Consider the following 16,220-nt stretch of genomic DNA (forward strand, 5'->3'; position numbering starts at 1 on the left):
GCGCCGATCGGAAGCGCCCCGGCCGGAAGCGCCCCGACCGGAAGCCCCGCCGCGACGCCGCACCCGCCGGCCCGGCGCGCGGCTCGCCGTCGGCCAGATCATCTGCTGGCAGGTCGCGGTCCTGCTCATCGCGCTTTCGCTGCGGCAGCCTTGGCCGGTCGTGGTGGCGGCATCGGCCGGTGCCGTCGCACTGCTGGCCCCGACGGCCGTCCGGGTGCGCGGCCGCTGGCTCTATGAGCTGGCTCTGCTCGGCTGCCGTTTTCTGTTCCGTGCCCGCCGGCACGACCTGCCCAAGCGCGACGACACCGGATTGCCTCTGCTCGGTCTGCTGCTGCCCGGCTCGACCGTCCGGACCGTCGGCACGAGCCAAGGCCCGCTCATGGCCATCAGCCATCCGCGCGGGATAGCCGCGATCATCCAACCGAAAACGTTGGCCGACAATGAGATCGCGGCATTGCCTGCGCCCGCGGCGCTGTTGCCCGAGTCCGGCGCCATGCCGTACCGATTCGGTGTGCAATCGGTGTTCCATGCCGGTGCCCGGCTGGGTGCCCCGGCCGCAGTGTGGTTCGCCGTTCACGTCGTGCGCAGGGTCCAGGCCCCGACCGACGACGAGCTGACCTTGGCGTTGCGCAATGGCCTACGCCGCGTACGGCGGGCACTCGGGCGAGCGGGCGTGTCCACCGAGCCACTACCCGAGGAGGCTGCGCTGGCCGCCGTCGCCAGGCTCGCCCACGTCACGGCAGGCCGCAACGAACTGCGCGAGAACTGGCGTTTCTGGCGCACCGGCACGGTCTCGCAGGCGTGTTTCGCCCTCGACGGCTGGGATCGGCTCGCCGAACCGGACGCGCAGCGACTGGTCGGCGAACTTGTCACCCGCACGCCCGGCGTCGCGGTCACGATGACGCTCACCGCGTTTGCCGGCCCATCCGGGGTACACACCGGCGCCCTCCTGCGGCTCGCGGCGATCACCGAGGCGGCGGTCGACGCCGCTGCCGGACACATGTCACCCCTGCTCTCTTCCACCGGTGTCCATCTCACGCGGCTGGACGGCGAACACCTCTCCGGAGTGGCCGCGTCGCTTCCCATTGGGGGTTTCCTGCCATGACAGCCGTTCTGAACGCAGAACGTGGCCGCCACGGTTCCGGCACGCCCGCGATACCTGGGGGCGGCGTCGACGCGGTGCTGGCCGCGGCGACCTTCGAGGTACTGGTGATGAGCACTCAGCTGGTCCCGGCCCAAGGCTCGCTCGGCTTGCATCGCCAGGTGAACTACCGAAACCTGCGCCGCGGTGTCCGCTACCGCGTGCTGGCCCCGGACCGCGCTCGCACCGCGCCTGCGCTCGGCCCCCAGTTCACCAGCCTGGCGGGAGCCGGGGCGGCCATCCGGACCGTGTCCGAGGTTCCCGTCAACGCGCTGCTCGTCGACCGGTCCGTCGCGGTGTTCCCGGCCGACCACGCCGATGCCGGGCCGGCGGCCGGGCTCACGGTGCTGCGGCTGCCGGGTGTGGTCGCCACGACGATCGAGCTGTTCGAGCTGACCTGGTCCACCGCGGCCCCGCTGCTCGCCTCCGACCTGCCGGACACCGCCGAGCTCGATGCCCGCGAACGCAGGCTGCTGTCCCTGCTGTCCGTCGGTTTCACGGACGAGGCAGCGGCAGATGAGCTCGACATCTCGGTGCGGACGGTGCGGCGCATGGTCTCCGCCCTCATGAACCGGCTGGGCGCGCGAAGCCGGTTCATGGCCGGCGTCAAGGCCGCGGAGCGTGGCTGGCTGGCCAACGGCGGCCGGGACTGATCCCGCCGCGGGTCAATACACTTCTTACGCATGCGGATCCTGCTCACCGAGGACAACGAGGACACGCGAGCCGCGATCACCGGTGCCCTCCGCGGTGCGGGATTCGCCGTGGACGCCAAGGGCGACCTGCCCGCCGCTGACCTGGCCCTCGCCGTCAACGCCTACGACTGCGCGGTCTTCGACCGCATGCTGCCCTCCGGCGATGCCCTGGACTATGTCCGTGGCCGGCGGGCGGGCGGGTTGGTGGTGCCGGTGCTGTTCCTGACGGCACGCAAGACCGGGGTGCCCGACCGGATCGCCGGCCTGGAGTACGGCGACGACTATCTGGTGAAGCCGTTCGCCATGGCTGAACTGATAGCCCGGGTGCGAAGCCTGTGCTCCCGGATCCCGGCGAGACTGCCGGCGCAACTCCAGTGCGGGGACCTGGAGATCGACACCGGGCGGCGCGAGGTGCGCCGCGCCGGCGTGCTGCTCACCCTGACCGGCAAGGAGTTCGCGGTCCTCGAACTGCTGGTGCTCAACCAGGGCAGGCCGGTGCCCCGGTCCGACCTGATCGAACAGTGCTGGGACCGCAATCTGGAGCCGCCGTCGAATGTGCTCGACGTCCTGGTGGCCCAGCTGCGGCGCAAGCTGCGTCAGCCGGCCATGGTTCACACTGTGCGCGGCATCGGGTACCGCATCGATCCGGTTTGAAAAGGACACGGGGAACATAGGTGCCCTCGCCCAGGGCACAGCGGGCGAGGGCGCGGTTGCAACTGACTCTTACAGCGAACCGTTTTCCAGCCTTCCGCAAACGAAAACGGTTGTCAACTGCGACTGCGAACGGGTGTGGCGGTCTCCGGTATCGGTTGCCAGCCGGTTGGGATGCGGCGAAATCGACGCCTGTGACGTAACGTATCGGTCGCGCGTCATTGCGCCGCAGCGGCGCTGGCTGTGATCCGCGAGTCGGCCGTGGCCCACGGCCGCGACCCCGCCACCATCGGGATGGAGGGGCGCGCCGGCGTGGCCAAGGGCACCGAAGCGGCGGCGAAGGCGGTCAGTGCTTGGCGGTCGGCCGGAGCCACCCACGTGTCGGTCAACACCATGGGCTTCGGAGCGACCGGCGTCGACGCCCACATCGCGGCTCTCGCCGAAGTGGCCCACCTCGTCGGCCTTCCCCGGCGCGAGATCAGCTGAACGAGGTCTAACCGGTGGGCGTTCCTCTGGTGCCGCCCCTGCGGGCAAGGACGATCGCCAGGCCCGCCAGCAGCATCAGGGCGTGCGCGGCGATGCGCAGCCCGTCGGGCATTTCGAGGTGATTGAGCAGGAACCAGCTCTTCGCGCCGCCCGCGAGATTGTTGATCAGGCCGCCGGCGCCCTGAATCGCCAGCGCCAAGCCTATGAGCGCCAACATTGTGCCTCCCCAAATCAATACGTTCGTATCGCTCTGGTACCGACGGTAGTCCAGACTGCCGCGTGTGGTCAAATCAATGCGAGCGTCTCGGAAAGGGTGGCACCGGTGACAGACCAATCGGCTCACGTACGCGGTCGCGGGGCAGCACACGACGAGCGGCGCCAAGCCATCCTCGACGCGGTGTTCGACGTCATCGACACCGAAGGCGCCGAGCAGGTCAGCATCAGGCGCGTCGCCGACCGGGCAGACGTGTCCGCCGGGCGGGTCCAGCACTACTTTCCCACCAAGGACGACCTGCTGACCGCCGCCTTCACCGCCATCAACGACCGCAGCGCCGGGCGGATCCACGAGCGGCTGTGCGCGCAGGGCGGCGGCGCCGATCCCACCAGGACACTGCGGGCCGTGCTCACCGAGCTGATCCCCGAAACCGACGAGGACCGCCGGCTCTTCCGCGTCATGCAGGCGTTTGAGACGCACGCCCTGACCCGGCCGCACCTGCACGCGCGGGTCAAGCGGGGATACGAGGAACTGGTCGCATTGCTGGACGTGTTGCTGCGCCCGCGCGAAGGCGCACACGAACTGCTCGGCCTGACCCTCGGCCTGGCGGACCTGACCCTGGTCGGCGCCCTCACACCGCGGCAGGCACGCCGCATCGTGCTGTCGCGGCTGGAGGCCATCGCCCACGAGTAGAGGGCGATGGTCGCGTCCGGAGTTTCGGGCACCTCCGCGACGATCGCTGCTCGGCACGGTGGACTCCGGGGCATCTGCCCGCGTGTACGGCCGGCCCGCTGCGCTTCGCCTGGTCACGGAGGGGTTGCCAGCACCCTTACGATGGTCCTTATGTCTGTCGATGTTTCGATATTGTTATCGGCCTATGGCAGGGTCGTGCTCGACGGGGGATGGGAGTGTTGTCGTGGAACTACTCGGGCGCACTGACGATGCCATAGCCGTGGAGGTCGCCGGCCCCGGCGAGACCCTGACCTATCGACAGCTCGACGAGCGGTCGCGCGCGCTGGCACGCCGGCTGCGCGCGGAAGGCGCGGGCCCGGATCACATCATTCCGGTCGCGCTTCCCCGCGGCATCGAGCTGATCGTCACCCTGGTCGGGATCTTGCGCAGCGGCGCCGCTTACGCGCCGATGGACCCGGCGACGCCGCAGGCTCGCCGGGAGGAGCTCGCCCGCTTGGCCGGTGACGCCGCCCAAGCCCGGCCACACCCGGCCCGTCCATCGCATCCGCAGGACCTGGCGTACCTCATTTTCACGTCCGGCTCAACCGGCACCCCGAAGGCCGTCGCGGTGCCACGGTCCGCTTTGGACAATCACCGGCGCGCGATGATCAACGCCTACGGCCTCACCGGTCGCGACCGTGTGGTGCAGTTTGCCAGCCCGGCCTTTGACGTGCTGGCCGAGGAGGTCTTCCCGACCCTGGCGGTCGGCGCGCGCCTGGTGATCCTCCCGGACTCCCTCATCGGCCCGGCGGAGTTCGAGCGATTAGTCGAGTTACATGGGATCACCGTGGCCAACCTGCCCACGCCGTACTGGACAGAGTGGACGCGCGATCTCGACGCCGCACCGCGAGATCTTCCCAGCTCGCTACGGCTGCTCGTGATCGGCAGTGAGGGCGGGCATGCGGCGACCCTGCGCTCCTGGCGAGCACACACCAGCATCCCCGTCATCAACGCATACGGACTGAGCGAGACCACCATCACGACCGCGCTGGCCCGGCTCGACTCGGCCGAGGTGAGCGACCCCTTGCCGATCGGCAGCGCGATTGACGGCGCACGGCTGTACGTGCTCGACGCCGATCTGCGCCCGGTCGCTCCCGGCCAGATCGGTGAGCTTTACGTCGGCGGCGCGGTGCTGGCCCGCGGTTACCTGGGCCGGCCCGATCTGACAGCCGACCGCTTCGTGCCCGACCCGTACGCGCCCACGCCGGGAGAGCGGCTCTACCGCACCGGCGACCTGGTCCGTGAGATAGCCGGCCAAGGGTTGCAGTTCCTGGGGCGCAACGACGAGCAGATCAAGATCCGTGGCCACCGGGTCGAGCCGCTGGAGGTGCAGTCGGCGCTTGTCTCTCATCCAGACGTGGCGGCGGCCCACATCACGTCCTATCTGGACGGTCGCGAGACGAGGCTCGTTGCCTATCTGGTACCCGGCACCGACCGCAGGGTGCCGACCGCCACCGCGATCCGCGCCCATCTCGCGCACCGGCTGCCCGATTACTTTCTTCCCAGTGCTTATGTGATTCTCGACCGGCTGCCACTGCTGCCGAACGGGAAAGTCGACCGATCCGCCCTGCCGCCCGTGAGCGGCCGTCGCCACGCGGACGCGCTCACCGCGCCACGCACCCCCACAGAGGAGGCTCTGGCGCGAGTGTGGTGCGAGGTGCTCGGGCTCGACGCGGTCGGCGTCGACGAGGACCTGTTCGCGCTCGGTGGGCACTCGCTGACCGCGACCCGGCTGGCGGCACGCATCCACGAGGTGACCGGTGCCGGGGTGACCGCGGTGCAGATCCTGGGCGCGCCGACGATCGCCGCGGTGGCGGAGCTCGTCGGAGCCGGCGACCCCGGCCGGTTGCCGGCGCTGACCGGGCAGGCGCGCACCACCGCGCCGCTGTCGCGCCAGCAGGAACAGGTGTGCTTCCTGACCAACCTCGCCCCGCACAGCATCGCATACCACACGCAGACCACCATCCGGGTCGCCGGGCCGCTCGACCTGGAGGTGCTCGACCGGACCATCACCGAACTGGTGCGCCGCCACGCCATCTTCCGCACGACCTATCACCTGCGGGACGGCCAATTCCAGCAGCACATCCACGACCCGGCCCCGGCCGCGGCGCGCCGGGTGGACCTGCGCGCCGTCGCGCCCGAGCAGCGCGAGTCCGAAGTGGAGAAGCACGTCGCCGAGGAACTGGCCCGCCCGTTCGACCTCACGGCCCTGCCCCTGCTGCGCTGGACCGTGCTCACGCTTGCCGACGACGAGCACGAGATTGTCTTGGTGGAGCACCACCTCGTCCACGATGGATGGTCGTTCGCGCTGCTGATGCGGGAGTTCAAGGCCATCTACAACGCCTACGCCGCCGGTGAGCCGTCGCCGCTGCCCGAGCCGACCGTGCAATACCACGACTACGCGGCCTGGCAGTCGCGCGCGCTCGACACGGGCGAGCTGGCCGACCAGCTCGACTACTGGCGCAAGCGGCTCGACGGGATGCCCGCCGCGCTGACCGTGCACCCGGATCGGCCAAGGCCGCGGGTGCAGACCTACCGGGGCGGCACGTTGCGCATCGAGTTGCCCCCGACGCTTCCCGCGGCCGTGCGCGCGTTCTGCCGCGCCGAGCGGGTCACGCTCTTCGCCGCGATGTATGCCGCATTCGCGGCGCTGATGCACCGCTACACCGGTGTCACGGACGTCTGTATCGGGTCGGCGTATGCCAACCGGCAGGTGCCCGGTACCCAGAAAATCATCGGCATGTTCGTCAACGCGGTGCTGCTGCGTACCGATGTCGGACCGGACACGGCTTACCGCGATCTCGCGCACCGGGCGCAGGAGACCATCCTCAGCGCCGCCGACCACCAGGAGCTGCCCTTCACGGAGCTGGTGCGAGTGCTGAACCCGGATCGCGACGTGGCCGGCCAGCCGTTGATGCAAATCCTGTTCAGCGCCAACGACTCGCCTCTGCCCGACCTCGATCTGGCCGGTAGCGCCGCGACGGTCTTCGAGCGCGGCAACGGCTCGGCGAAGATGGACATCGACGTGGTCGTGATCCCCCGGGCGGAAAGTCAGACCGCCGACGCCGAGCACGTGGACGACCGGATCATGCTGCTCTGGGAGTACAACGCCGACCTGTACGAAGAATCGACGATGCACCACATGATCGGCCACTACCTGAACCTGCTCGCGGCCGCCGTCGCCGCGCCCGATACCGCCGTGGCCGACCTGCCTTTGGCCGCGCCCTTCGTCGAGCCGCACCGGCCGGCCGCGCCGTTCGTGCCGGTGGCCCAACAGGTGCGGGCGACGCCGCGGCAGGCGATCGGCTCACTGTCCTATGTGGACCTCGTCGGGCGGGCCAATGGGCTCGCGGCCGAGCTGCAGCGGCGCGGCACCGCGCCCGGCGACATCGTCGGCGTCCTGCTCCCCCGCGGTGAACGGCTGGTCGTGGCGGAACTGGGCGTGCTGCTCGCGGGCGCGGCGTTTCTCCCGCTGGACCCGGGCACCCCTGCGGCGCGGATCGCCCTTTGCTGCGCCGACGCCGGCGTGCGCCACGTGGTCTGCGACGAGACGTTGTCGAGCCTCGCCCCGCCTGGGGTAACGGCACTGCCCGGCGATTACGCCGGTCATCCGTCGCCGGTGGAATGCGGGCCGCACGACCTGGCCTATGTGATCTACACCTCCGGCTCGACCGGCCGGCCCAAGGGCGTCATGGTCGAGCACGGCGCACTGTCCAATTTGGTGGCGTGGCACACCGAGGCGTTCGCGCTGACGCCTGAAGACCGGATAACCATGGTCGCATCGCCTGCCTTCGATGCGTCGATCGGTGAGATCTGGCCCGCGCTGGCCGCCGGAGCAAGCCTGCACGCGCCCGACGACGAGGTGCGCCTGACCCCGCCACGGCTGCGGAACTGGTTGGCCCAGAAGGCAATCACCGTCACCGACCTGCCGACCCCGCTCACGGAGGCGCTCCTGGCCCTGCCACCGGTGCAGGGCCGGCTGCGGCTCATGCTCACCGGCGGCGACCGGCTCACTGCCCGGCCATCGGCAACGCTGGGCTATCCGCTCGTCAACACCTACGGCCCAACGGAAGCCACGGTAATGGCGACCATCGGCACGGTCGGCCCGGAGGGCGACGGCCTGCCCGACATCGGGCGGGCGGTCGCCGGGGTCACGGCTTATGTGCTGGACTCGAGGCTGCACCAGGTGCCGGTTGGCGTCCCGGGTGAGCTGTACCTCGGCGGAGCGTGCCTCGCGCGCGGCTACCTCGGCCGGCCCGACCTCACCGCCGAGTCGTTCCTGCCCGATCCGTTCGGCGACGGTGGCCGGATCTACCGCACCGGCGACCGGGTGCGCCGGCGCCGCGACGGTACCCTCGAATTCCTCGGCAGGACCGACGCGCAGCTCAAGGTGCGTGGTTTCCGCATTGAACCGGCCGAGGTCGCCGCGTGGTTGATTCGCCACCCGCGGGTGGCCCAGGCGCATGTCACCGCCCGCGATTTGCAGCTGGTGGCCTATCTGGTACCGAGTGGGAGCCGCGCCGACGCAAGCGAGCTCAGAGCGCACCTGTCCGCGCAGTTGCCGCCCTACATGGTCCCGTCGGCGTACGTGTGGCTCGACCATCTGCCGGTCACGCCCCACGGCAAGATCGACGCAGCGCGCCTGCCCGTCGCACCACCCGCGCCCTCGACCGCGGCGGCGCCGGGCTCGCCCACCGAACAGGTGATCGCCGGGATCTGGCGGGACACGCTGGGCCTGCCCTCGGTCGGCGTGCACGACAACTTCTTCGACCTCGGTGGACACTCGCTGCTGCTCGGTCAGGTGCATCAACGGATTCGCCAGGAGCTGGCGCCGGAACTGCCGATGGTGATGCTTTTCCAGTACCCCACCATCGCGGCACTGGCCGCGCACCTCGACGGCTCGCGGGCCCCGGTCGAGCGCACCACGCCGGACGAGGAGGGCCGCAACCGGCTGGAGCGCCTGCGCGCGTTGCGGGGAACACGATGAGCACCTCGCACGTGGCCGTCATCGGCATGGCCGGCCGCTTCCCGGGAGCGTCCAATGTGGACGAGTTCTGGCGCAACCTCGCCGACGGCATCGAATCGATCACACATCTGCCCAGCGAGCCCGGCGGCCCCGTCACGGCATGCGGCATCCTGGCCGACGCCGATTGCTTCGACGCGGACTTCTTCGGCTTCGCCCCGCGGGACGCGTTGCTGCTCGACCCGCAGCATCGGCTGCTGCTGGAGTGCGCCTGGCACGCCTTGGAACACGCCGGCTACGACCCTGCCCGCACGACCGTCCCCATCGGCGTCTACGCCGGCAGCAGCCACACCGCGTACTCGCAATATCTGGCCGCCCATCGCCACGAGCTCGACGGCGTCGGCGACTTCGCACTGCGGTTGGGCACCGGCATGGACTTCCTCACCACCCGGGTGTCGTACAAGCTCGGCCTCACCGGACCGGCCGTGACGGTGCAGACCGCCTGTTCGACGTCGCTCGTCGCGATCCATCTGGCCGGGCAGGCGCTGCTGGCCGGGGAGTGCGATGTGGCGCTGGCGGGCGGGGTCACCGCGCACGTGCCGACGTACGCGGGCGAATACAGCGCCGACGGCATCCTTGCCGCCGACGGCCACTGCCGTGCCTTCGACGCCCACGCCACCGGCACGGTCGGCGGGGACGGAGTCGGCCTCGTCGTGCTGAAGCGGCTCGACGACGCGCTGGCCGACGGCGACACCATCCATGCGGTGGTGCGAGGTTCGGCCATCAACAACGACGGCAACGACAAAATCGGCTACTCCGCACCCAGCATCAGCGGGCAGGTCGGCGCGATCACCACCGCGCTGGCGCTTGCCGAGGCCGACGCGGCCTCGGTGTCCTATGTGGAGGCGCACGGTACCGGCACGCCACTGGGCGACCCGATCGAGGTCGCCGCGCTGATCGAGGCGTTCGGGCCGGGGGCCGGGCACACCTACCTCGGCTCGGTGAAGACCAACATCGGCCACGTCGACGCCGCCGCGGGCGTGGCCGGTTTCATCAAGACCGTGCAGGCGTTGCGCCACAGGCAACTGCCGCCCAGCCTCCACTTCACGGCGGCCGATCCAGCGGTCGACTTCGGCGGATTCGAGGTCGTCACCACCCTGCGCGACTGGTCCTCGGCGGGGCCGCGCCGGGCAGGTGTCAGCTCGCTGGGCATCGGTGGCACCAACGCCCACGTGGTGCTCGAAGAGGCGCCGGCGACAGAACCCTCGACGGCTCGGCGCCACTGGCATCTCGTCCCGATCACTGCCCGGACCCCGTCGGCCCTGTCCCGTGCCATCGCGGATCTGGCCGCGGTCACCGAACCGGTGGCCGACGTCGCATGGACGATGCAGTCGGGACGGCGGCACCACACCCATCGCCGCTTCGCGGTGGTCGCCACCGGCGCATCGCTGACCGAGGCATTGGCGGGTGACCTGTTGGGCGGGCGGGCGCCCGCGAGCCCCGGCCCGATGGTCTTCGCCTTCCCCGGCCAGGGCGGCCAGCACCCGGGCCTGACAAGGCAGCTGTACCAACATGAGCCCGCCTATGCCGCCCGGGTGGACGAGTGCGCCGCGCTGTTCGCCCGCCACCTCCGCCTGGACCTTCGCGAGGTCCTCTTTGGACACGACCCGGATGCCGAGGAACTGATCGATCGGATGCCGGTGGCCCAGGCCTGCGTGTTCACCGTCGAGTACGCGCTGGCCGGCCTGTGGCACCACTGGGGCATCCGGCCCGATGCTGTGGTGGGGCACAGCCTCGGCGCCTACGCGGCAGCCTGCGTCGCCGGCGTGTTCGATCTGCCCGACGCGGTGGCGCTGGTCGCCTTGCGCGGCCGCATCTTCGAGGGCCTGCCGCCCGGCGCCATGGTGGCCGTGCCGCTGCCCGAGGCCGAACTGCTCGACCTGCTCGGCGACGATCTGGCCGTCGCGGCGGTCAACGCCCCCGACCAGTGCGTCATATCCGGGCCGATCGACGCGGTGGACCGGTTGGAAAAGCTGCTCGGCGCCCGGGATGTGGAAGTGCGCCGCCTGCACATCTCCGCCGCCGCGCACTCCACCCTGGTCGACGCCGTGTGGTCCGACTTCCACGCCGCGGTGGCCGCGCTGCGGCTCAACCCGCCGGCCCTGCCGATGATCTCCGATCACACCGGCGGGTTGCTTCCGCCGGAGCGGGCCGTCGATCCGGCGTACTGGGCGGATCACCTGCGCGGCACCGTCCGCTTCGCGGCGGCCATCGAGGTCGCGCTCGGCGATGGCGACGCGACGGTGCTGGAGGTGGGACCGGGGCGGACCCTGACCACGCTCGCCGCGCGCCACCCCGCGCACGGCCCGCGGCACACGTGCGTGGCAAGCCTGCCGCACGTGGCCGACCCGACCCCCGAGCCGGCGCACCTGCTGGAGACGGCCGGAAGGCTGTGGGTGGCCGGCCACGAACCCGACTGGGCGCGCCTGCACGACGGGGAACGGCGCCGGCGAGTCCCGCTGCCGGGCTATCCCTTTCAGCGCATGCGTTTCCACGTCGACCCCGATCCGGCCATACCGATCCGCATCGAGCCGATGGACCAAGGGCTCGACGAGGAACCGGGAGACGAGTACGAACCGCCGCGCACCGAGATCGAACGGCAGATCGCCGGGCGCTTCGAACACATCCTCGGCGTCGAGCGGGTCGGATTGCACCACAACTTCCTGCGCCTCGGCGGCGACTCCCTCATCGCGGCGCAACTGGCGGCCTGGATCCGCAACACCTATCGCGTCCCGCTCAGCGTCCGCACCATCTTCAAATCCCCCACCGTCGCCGGTCTCGCCGGCGTCGTCACCAGTCTGGTCAAGGAGCACCGTGATGTTTGAAGACGATTCCGACCGGCAGTACCGTCCGGTCCGCAATCACGAGTCGCAGTATTCGCTGTGGCCGGCCGATTCCCCGCCCCCGCGCGGGTGGGTCGTGGCCGGGCCCGAGGGCTCAAAGGCGGAATGCCTGGCCTACGTGAGTCGGGTGTGGACGGACATGCGGCCGCTGAGCGCACGCCGGGCGGTGAACTCATGAACCTGTGGCGTCACGGCGACTTCATGAAGTTGTGGACCGCGCAGTCGATCAGCATGCTGGGCTCCCAGGTGACGATCCTGGCCCTGCCGCTGGCCGCGGTGCTGCTGCTGGACGCGTCCGCGTTCGAGGTCGGTCTGCTGACCGCCTTCGGTTACCTGCCCTTTCTGCTGGTCGGGCTGCCGGCCGGGGTGTGGGTGGACCGGATGCGCCGGCGTCCGGTGCTCATCCTGACCGACCTGGGCCGGGCCGCGATCCTGTTGCTCGTGCCGGTGCTGTGGTGGATCGATCTGCTCAGCATCGAGATCCTCTATCCGATCACCTTCGCCGTCGGCGTGCTCACGGTGTTCTTCGACATCGCACAGCAGTCCTACCTGCCGTCCATTGTGGACCGCAACCAGCTCAGCGACGGCAACGCCAAGCTGGAGATCTCCTACTCCGGTGCGCAGCTGGCCGGGCCCGCGGTGGCCGGCGGCCTGGTGCAGATTCTCACCGCGCCCGTGGCGATATTGGTCGACGCGGTCAGTTACCTGTGCTCGGCCGTGTCGCTGCTGCTGATCCGCCATCGCGAGCCCGCGCCGGAGCGCGCGGCGGCCGAGGCCAGTCTGGTCAGCGAGATCCGGGTCGGGCTCCGGTTCGTGCTGCGCCATCCGCTGCTGCGCCCGATCGCCGTCACCACCGGGGTGGGAAACCTGTTCGATCTGTTCGGCATGGTGGCCGCGGTGCTGGTGCTCTTCGCGGTGCGGGACTTGGACATGACCCCCGCGGCGCTCGGCATCGCACTGGCCATCGCCAACGTGGGTGCGCTCGTGGGCGCGGTCGTCAACAGCGCCTTGGTGCGCCGGATCGGCGTCGGCCCGGCGATCGCCCTGTCATCCGTCGTGCCGGGACTGGCGGTGCTCATGCTGCCGCTGGCCACCCCGGCCACGGCGATCGCGGTCATCGGCGGTGCCCTGTGCCTGTGCGGGTTCGCCATCGCCGTCTACAACATCAACCAGATAAGCCTGCGCCAAGCGGTGACTCCGGAACGGTTGCAGGGACGGATGAACGCCACCATGCGCTTCCTGATCTGGGGCACCCTGCCGATCGGCACCGTGCTCGGTGGCGTGCTCGGTGACTGGATCGGGCTTCGGCCCACGCTGGTCATCGCGGGAGTCGGCTCGATGCTGGCCTGCCTGCCGTTGGTGCTCTCCCCGATCCGGACGCTGCGCGAGGTTCCCGTCCTTGACGAGACCGCCGATCTGGCGAAGGTCAGCGCCGATGAACACTGATCCGTGGTTGCTGTGCCGACGTCCGCAGCCGATGGCGGGGATCCGGCTCTACTGCTTCCCGCACAGCGGTGGGTCGCCCGGCGAATACCTGCGCTGGGCGGATGATTTGCCCGGTGTCGAGGTGCACGGCGTGCAATTGCCCGGCCGCGGGACCCGGCTGGACGAGAAGCCCTACACCGACATGGGTCAGCTGGTGTCGGCGCTTGCCGCGGAGTTGCCGCTGCGCGCGCCATACGCGTTGTTCGGGCACAGCCTCGGCGCACTGGTCGCCTACGAGCTGGCGCGGGAGCTACTCGGCCGGGGTGGTGGGCCGGTCCATCTGATCGTTTCGGCATATCAGGCACCGCATTTGCCGCGGCAGCGGCAGACTGTGCGGGCCCTGCCCGACGCCGAACTGCTGGAGCTGGCGCTTTCCGGGCATCCCGATCTGCCCGCGGAACTGCGCGACGATCCCGAATTCGTGGCGGACCTGCTGACCGCGTATAGGGCGGACCTGACGATCGTCGAGACATACCAACCGGCGGCCCATCCCCCGCTGCCGGTCCCGATCACCGTGTTGGGCGGCAGCGACGATGACGGCGGTGTCGACCCGTTGGCCGACTGGCGTGTCCACACGACGGCACGGTTCGAGCTGCATGTGCTGCCGGGCGGTCACTTTTACCTCCGTCAGGAACGCGCCGCTGTGCTGCGGCTGATCGAGCAGGCCCTGCGGGGTACCAGATGAGCGGTTTGATAACTGAAATGTGGGCCGGACGGTTGCGTTGGGATCTGCTGCAGCCGTTTCCGCAGCCGCCCGCCGCCGCGCCCCTCGACGCCGTCGGCAAACTCCTCGCTCATGTCGACCCGGACGCGCTCGATGAGACGGGGGTGCTGCCGGCGGTCTTCCTCGACGAACTGCGCCGCAGTGACCTGCTTCGGCTTCAGCTGGCGCCGGCCGACGGCGGGTCGGGCCTGTCGGACTGGGACACCTTGCAGGCGATGGTCGCGGCGATGCGGGTCTGCCCGGTGGCAGGCTTCATTTTGGCCACCCACAACGGAATCGGGTTGCCCGCGCTCCTGCCGACCCTGCCACCGGGGGCACTGCGCGACCTTGTCGTGGCGCGGCTGCGCGGCGGCGCCGTCTCCGGCTGGGCGGACACGGAACCGTCAGGCGCGGCCAACACGCTGCCTTCGACCACCGCGACGCCGGTCGAAGGCGGCTGGGAACTCAACGGCCGCAAGATATACATCTCCAACGGCGCGATCGCCGACGAGCTCATCGTCTCGGCGCTCCTTCCCGAGGGCCTTGCCGGCCTGTTCGTTGTCGAGACAACGTCCGCCGGTTTCACCGTCGAAACGACCCTGGAGCTCATCGGCTTTCACGGAATGCCCTTGGGTTCGTTGCGTTTTGATGGTGTACGAGTGCCGGCCCTGCGCCATGTGCCGCAGGAGGCCACATGGCGCGAGGCCCCGTTGCTGGAGCCCGTGAGCGCCCGCGGCCGCACCTATCTCGTGGCCGCCGCGTCTCTCGCATTGGCCGAACAGGCCCTGCAGATGCAACGGGAGGTGGCCAAGCGCCGCATCGTCGACGGACGGCCGCTGGTCGGATACCGCGCCGTCAGCGATCTGATCGCCCGCAGCGTCGCGGACACCGCCGCGATCCGCGCCGTGGTCGAGTGGTGCATGCTCGGCGACGACGCCGCCAACCTCACCGACCGCTTCCTCGACCGCAAAGCCGCGAAGAACGCCACCTCGCTGGCGTGCTGGCGAGTGCTGGACCGGACCATGTCGCTGTTTGCCGCGGAAGGCCTGGAGACACCGCGAAGCAAGCGCCGCCGCGGTGCTCCCGCCTGGCCGGTCGAGCGGCTGCTGCGCGATGGGCGGATATTGCGGGTGACCGGGGGCGTCGACTTCGCACTCGATGTGTGGGCCGCCGAGACCGCTCTGGCCACGGTCGCCGACACCAAACCACGTGGCCTGGTGGGCAATGCCGACGCGTTGACCGCCCGAAACCGGGAGCACCTGCGCGCCGCTGCCGCGCACGCCGATCGGTTGGCGATGGCCCTGCGGTTTGTGTCCAATGTGGAAGACCAGCATCGCCTGGGCGCGCTCGGGCGCATCATGGGCGAGCTGTTCACCATGGCGGTGACCTTGGCCGGTGCGCCGCCCGACGCGGCCGATGTCTACTGCGTCGAGGCACGCCAGCGCCTAGCCGGGCTGTGGTCGGCGGTGGTGGCCCCAGATCAGCCGGCCTACGCCAGGCTCGCGGCGGACCTGTGCACCGGCGACCACCCGGGTGTGTAGTGTCTGTTGGCGTGCTGGAAGGGCTTGAACTGGTGCCGTGGACACGGCTGGACACCGCGGGCGTTACCGACCGCGAGCTACCGGAGTTGCTGCGCACCATCGCCTCGGGTGACGAACAGTCCGCATTGGACGCTCTGCACGAGCTGCGCTGGGAGATCCTGCATCAGGGCACGATCTACTCGTCGACCGTGCCCGCCGCGCGGTTCCTGGCCGAGCTGTTGCAAAGCACCGCTGGCGCGGTGCGTGGCTACCTCGTCGAGCTGCTTGGCGACCTTGCCAGAGTGTCCGATCTGGACCATGACCCGATTCACACCGAAGTGGGCGCCACCATCGCGGCCCAGGTGGACCGGATGCTGCCGCTGCTGGCCGACGCCGACGCGTGGGCGCGGTATGCCGCCGCCTATGCGGTGAGCGGCTGCCCGTCGCGGGCGGCCGACATCCAGCCCGCCCTGCTGCAACGCTGGGCCGTGGAGACCGATCCGCGGGTTCGCGCGGCTGTGGTGATGGCAGCCGCCGCGCTGGACCGCAAAACCGATCTGGTAAACCAGGCGCTTGGTCCGGATAACCCGCCGGCCGTGCGGGCCGGCGCGGTGCTGGCCGCCGTGCAGTCGGGCCGGCGATGGCCGGGCAAACGGGCGGTCGAGGCGGTGCGTGCGGCCTGGCGCGACGGCGACCCGTTCGCGGCCGGTGACGGCGATCAGTGGCAGCC

12 protein-coding genes and 1 pseudogene are annotated in these 16,220 nt (G+C 70.3%); 12 read left to right on the top strand and 1 reads right to left on the bottom strand.

The window, feature by feature from the left end; genetic code table 11:
* The 4 genes from DM816_RS31470 to DM816_RS31485 all read left to right on the top strand — a co-directional run.
* The coding region (locus DM816_RS31470; RefSeq protein WP_117214012.1) for a type VII secretion protein EccE at nucleotides 1-1,105 on the top strand (1,105 nt) is incomplete at its 5' end.
* A complete protein-coding gene (locus DM816_RS31475; protein WP_117214013.1) occupies nucleotides 1,102-1,794 on the top strand; it encodes a helix-turn-helix transcriptional regulator in 693 nt (230 codons plus the stop codon). The genes DM816_RS31470 and DM816_RS31475, both read left to right, overlap by 4 nt.
* Nucleotides 1,795-1,824: 30 nt before the next feature.
* Nucleotides 1,825-2,487 (top strand): response regulator transcription factor, encoded by a 663-nt coding sequence (locus DM816_RS31480; RefSeq protein WP_117214014.1) that lies wholly within the window; start codon nucleotides 1,825-1,827, stop codon nucleotides 2,485-2,487.
* Nucleotides 2,488-2,727: 240 nt separating this feature from the next.
* Nucleotides 2,728-2,970, top strand: a complete 243-nt coding sequence (locus tag DM816_RS31485) for a hypothetical protein (protein WP_211588943.1) — start codon at nucleotides 2,728-2,730, stop codon at nucleotides 2,968-2,970.
* 7 nt (nucleotides 2,971-2,977) lie between these two features.
* Here the strand turns inward: DM816_RS31485 and DM816_RS31490 are convergent, their stop codons facing one another.
* A complete protein-coding gene (locus DM816_RS31490) occupies nucleotides 2,978-3,187 on the bottom strand; it encodes a hypothetical protein (RefSeq protein WP_117214015.1) in 210 nt (69 codons plus the stop codon).
* A gap of 105 nt (nucleotides 3,188-3,292) precedes the next feature.
* Between DM816_RS31490 and DM816_RS31495 the strand changes: the two genes are divergently transcribed.
* The 8 genes and pseudogenes from DM816_RS31495 to DM816_RS31530 form a co-directional block, all read left to right on the top strand.
* On the top strand, nucleotides 3,293-3,877 hold the full coding sequence (locus DM816_RS31495) for a TetR/AcrR family transcriptional regulator (protein WP_117214016.1): 585 nt from the start codon (nucleotides 3,293-3,295) through the stop codon (nucleotides 3,875-3,877).
* A gap of 223 nt (nucleotides 3,878-4,100) precedes the next feature.
* Entirely contained in the window at nucleotides 4,101-8,903 is a 4,803-nt protein-coding gene (locus tag DM816_RS31500) for a non-ribosomal peptide synthetase (protein WP_162908036.1), read from the top strand.
* Nucleotides 8,900-11,764: a type I polyketide synthase gene (locus DM816_RS31505; protein WP_117214018.1), complete on the top strand. Its 2,865-nt coding sequence runs from the start codon at nucleotides 8,900-8,902 to the stop codon at nucleotides 11,762-11,764. The genes DM816_RS31500 and DM816_RS31505 overlap by 4 nt, the downstream gene beginning before the upstream one ends.
* Entirely contained in the window at nucleotides 11,757-11,960 is a 204-nt protein-coding gene (locus tag DM816_RS31510) for an MbtH family protein (protein ID WP_117214019.1), read from the top strand. Before DM816_RS31505 ends, DM816_RS31510 begins: the two co-directional genes overlap by 8 nt.
* Entirely contained in the window at nucleotides 11,957-13,228 is a 1,272-nt protein-coding gene (locus tag DM816_RS31515; protein WP_117214020.1) for an MFS transporter, read from the top strand. The genes DM816_RS31510 and DM816_RS31515 overlap by 4 nt, the downstream gene beginning before the upstream one ends.
* Nucleotides 13,218-13,952: a thioesterase II family protein gene (locus tag DM816_RS31520; protein ID WP_117214021.1), complete on the top strand. Its 735-nt coding sequence runs from the start codon at nucleotides 13,218-13,220 to the stop codon at nucleotides 13,950-13,952. Before DM816_RS31515 ends, DM816_RS31520 begins: the two co-directional genes overlap by 11 nt.
* The gene (locus DM816_RS31525; protein WP_117214022.1) at nucleotides 13,949-15,511 is read left to right on the top strand and encodes an acyl-CoA dehydrogenase family protein; all 1,563 of its coding nucleotides are present in this window, start codon (nucleotides 13,949-13,951) and stop codon (nucleotides 15,509-15,511) included. The genes DM816_RS31520 and DM816_RS31525 overlap by 4 nt, the downstream gene beginning before the upstream one ends.
* A gap of 11 nt (nucleotides 15,512-15,522) precedes the next feature.
* Nucleotides 15,523-16,220: pseudogene (locus DM816_RS31530) on the top strand (hypothetical protein); the annotation flags it as partial.

The sequence above is a fragment of the Allorhizocola rhizosphaerae genome, assembly GCF_003426775.1.
Lineage (GTDB): Bacteria > Actinomycetota > Actinomycetes > Mycobacteriales > Micromonosporaceae > Allorhizocola > Allorhizocola rhizosphaerae.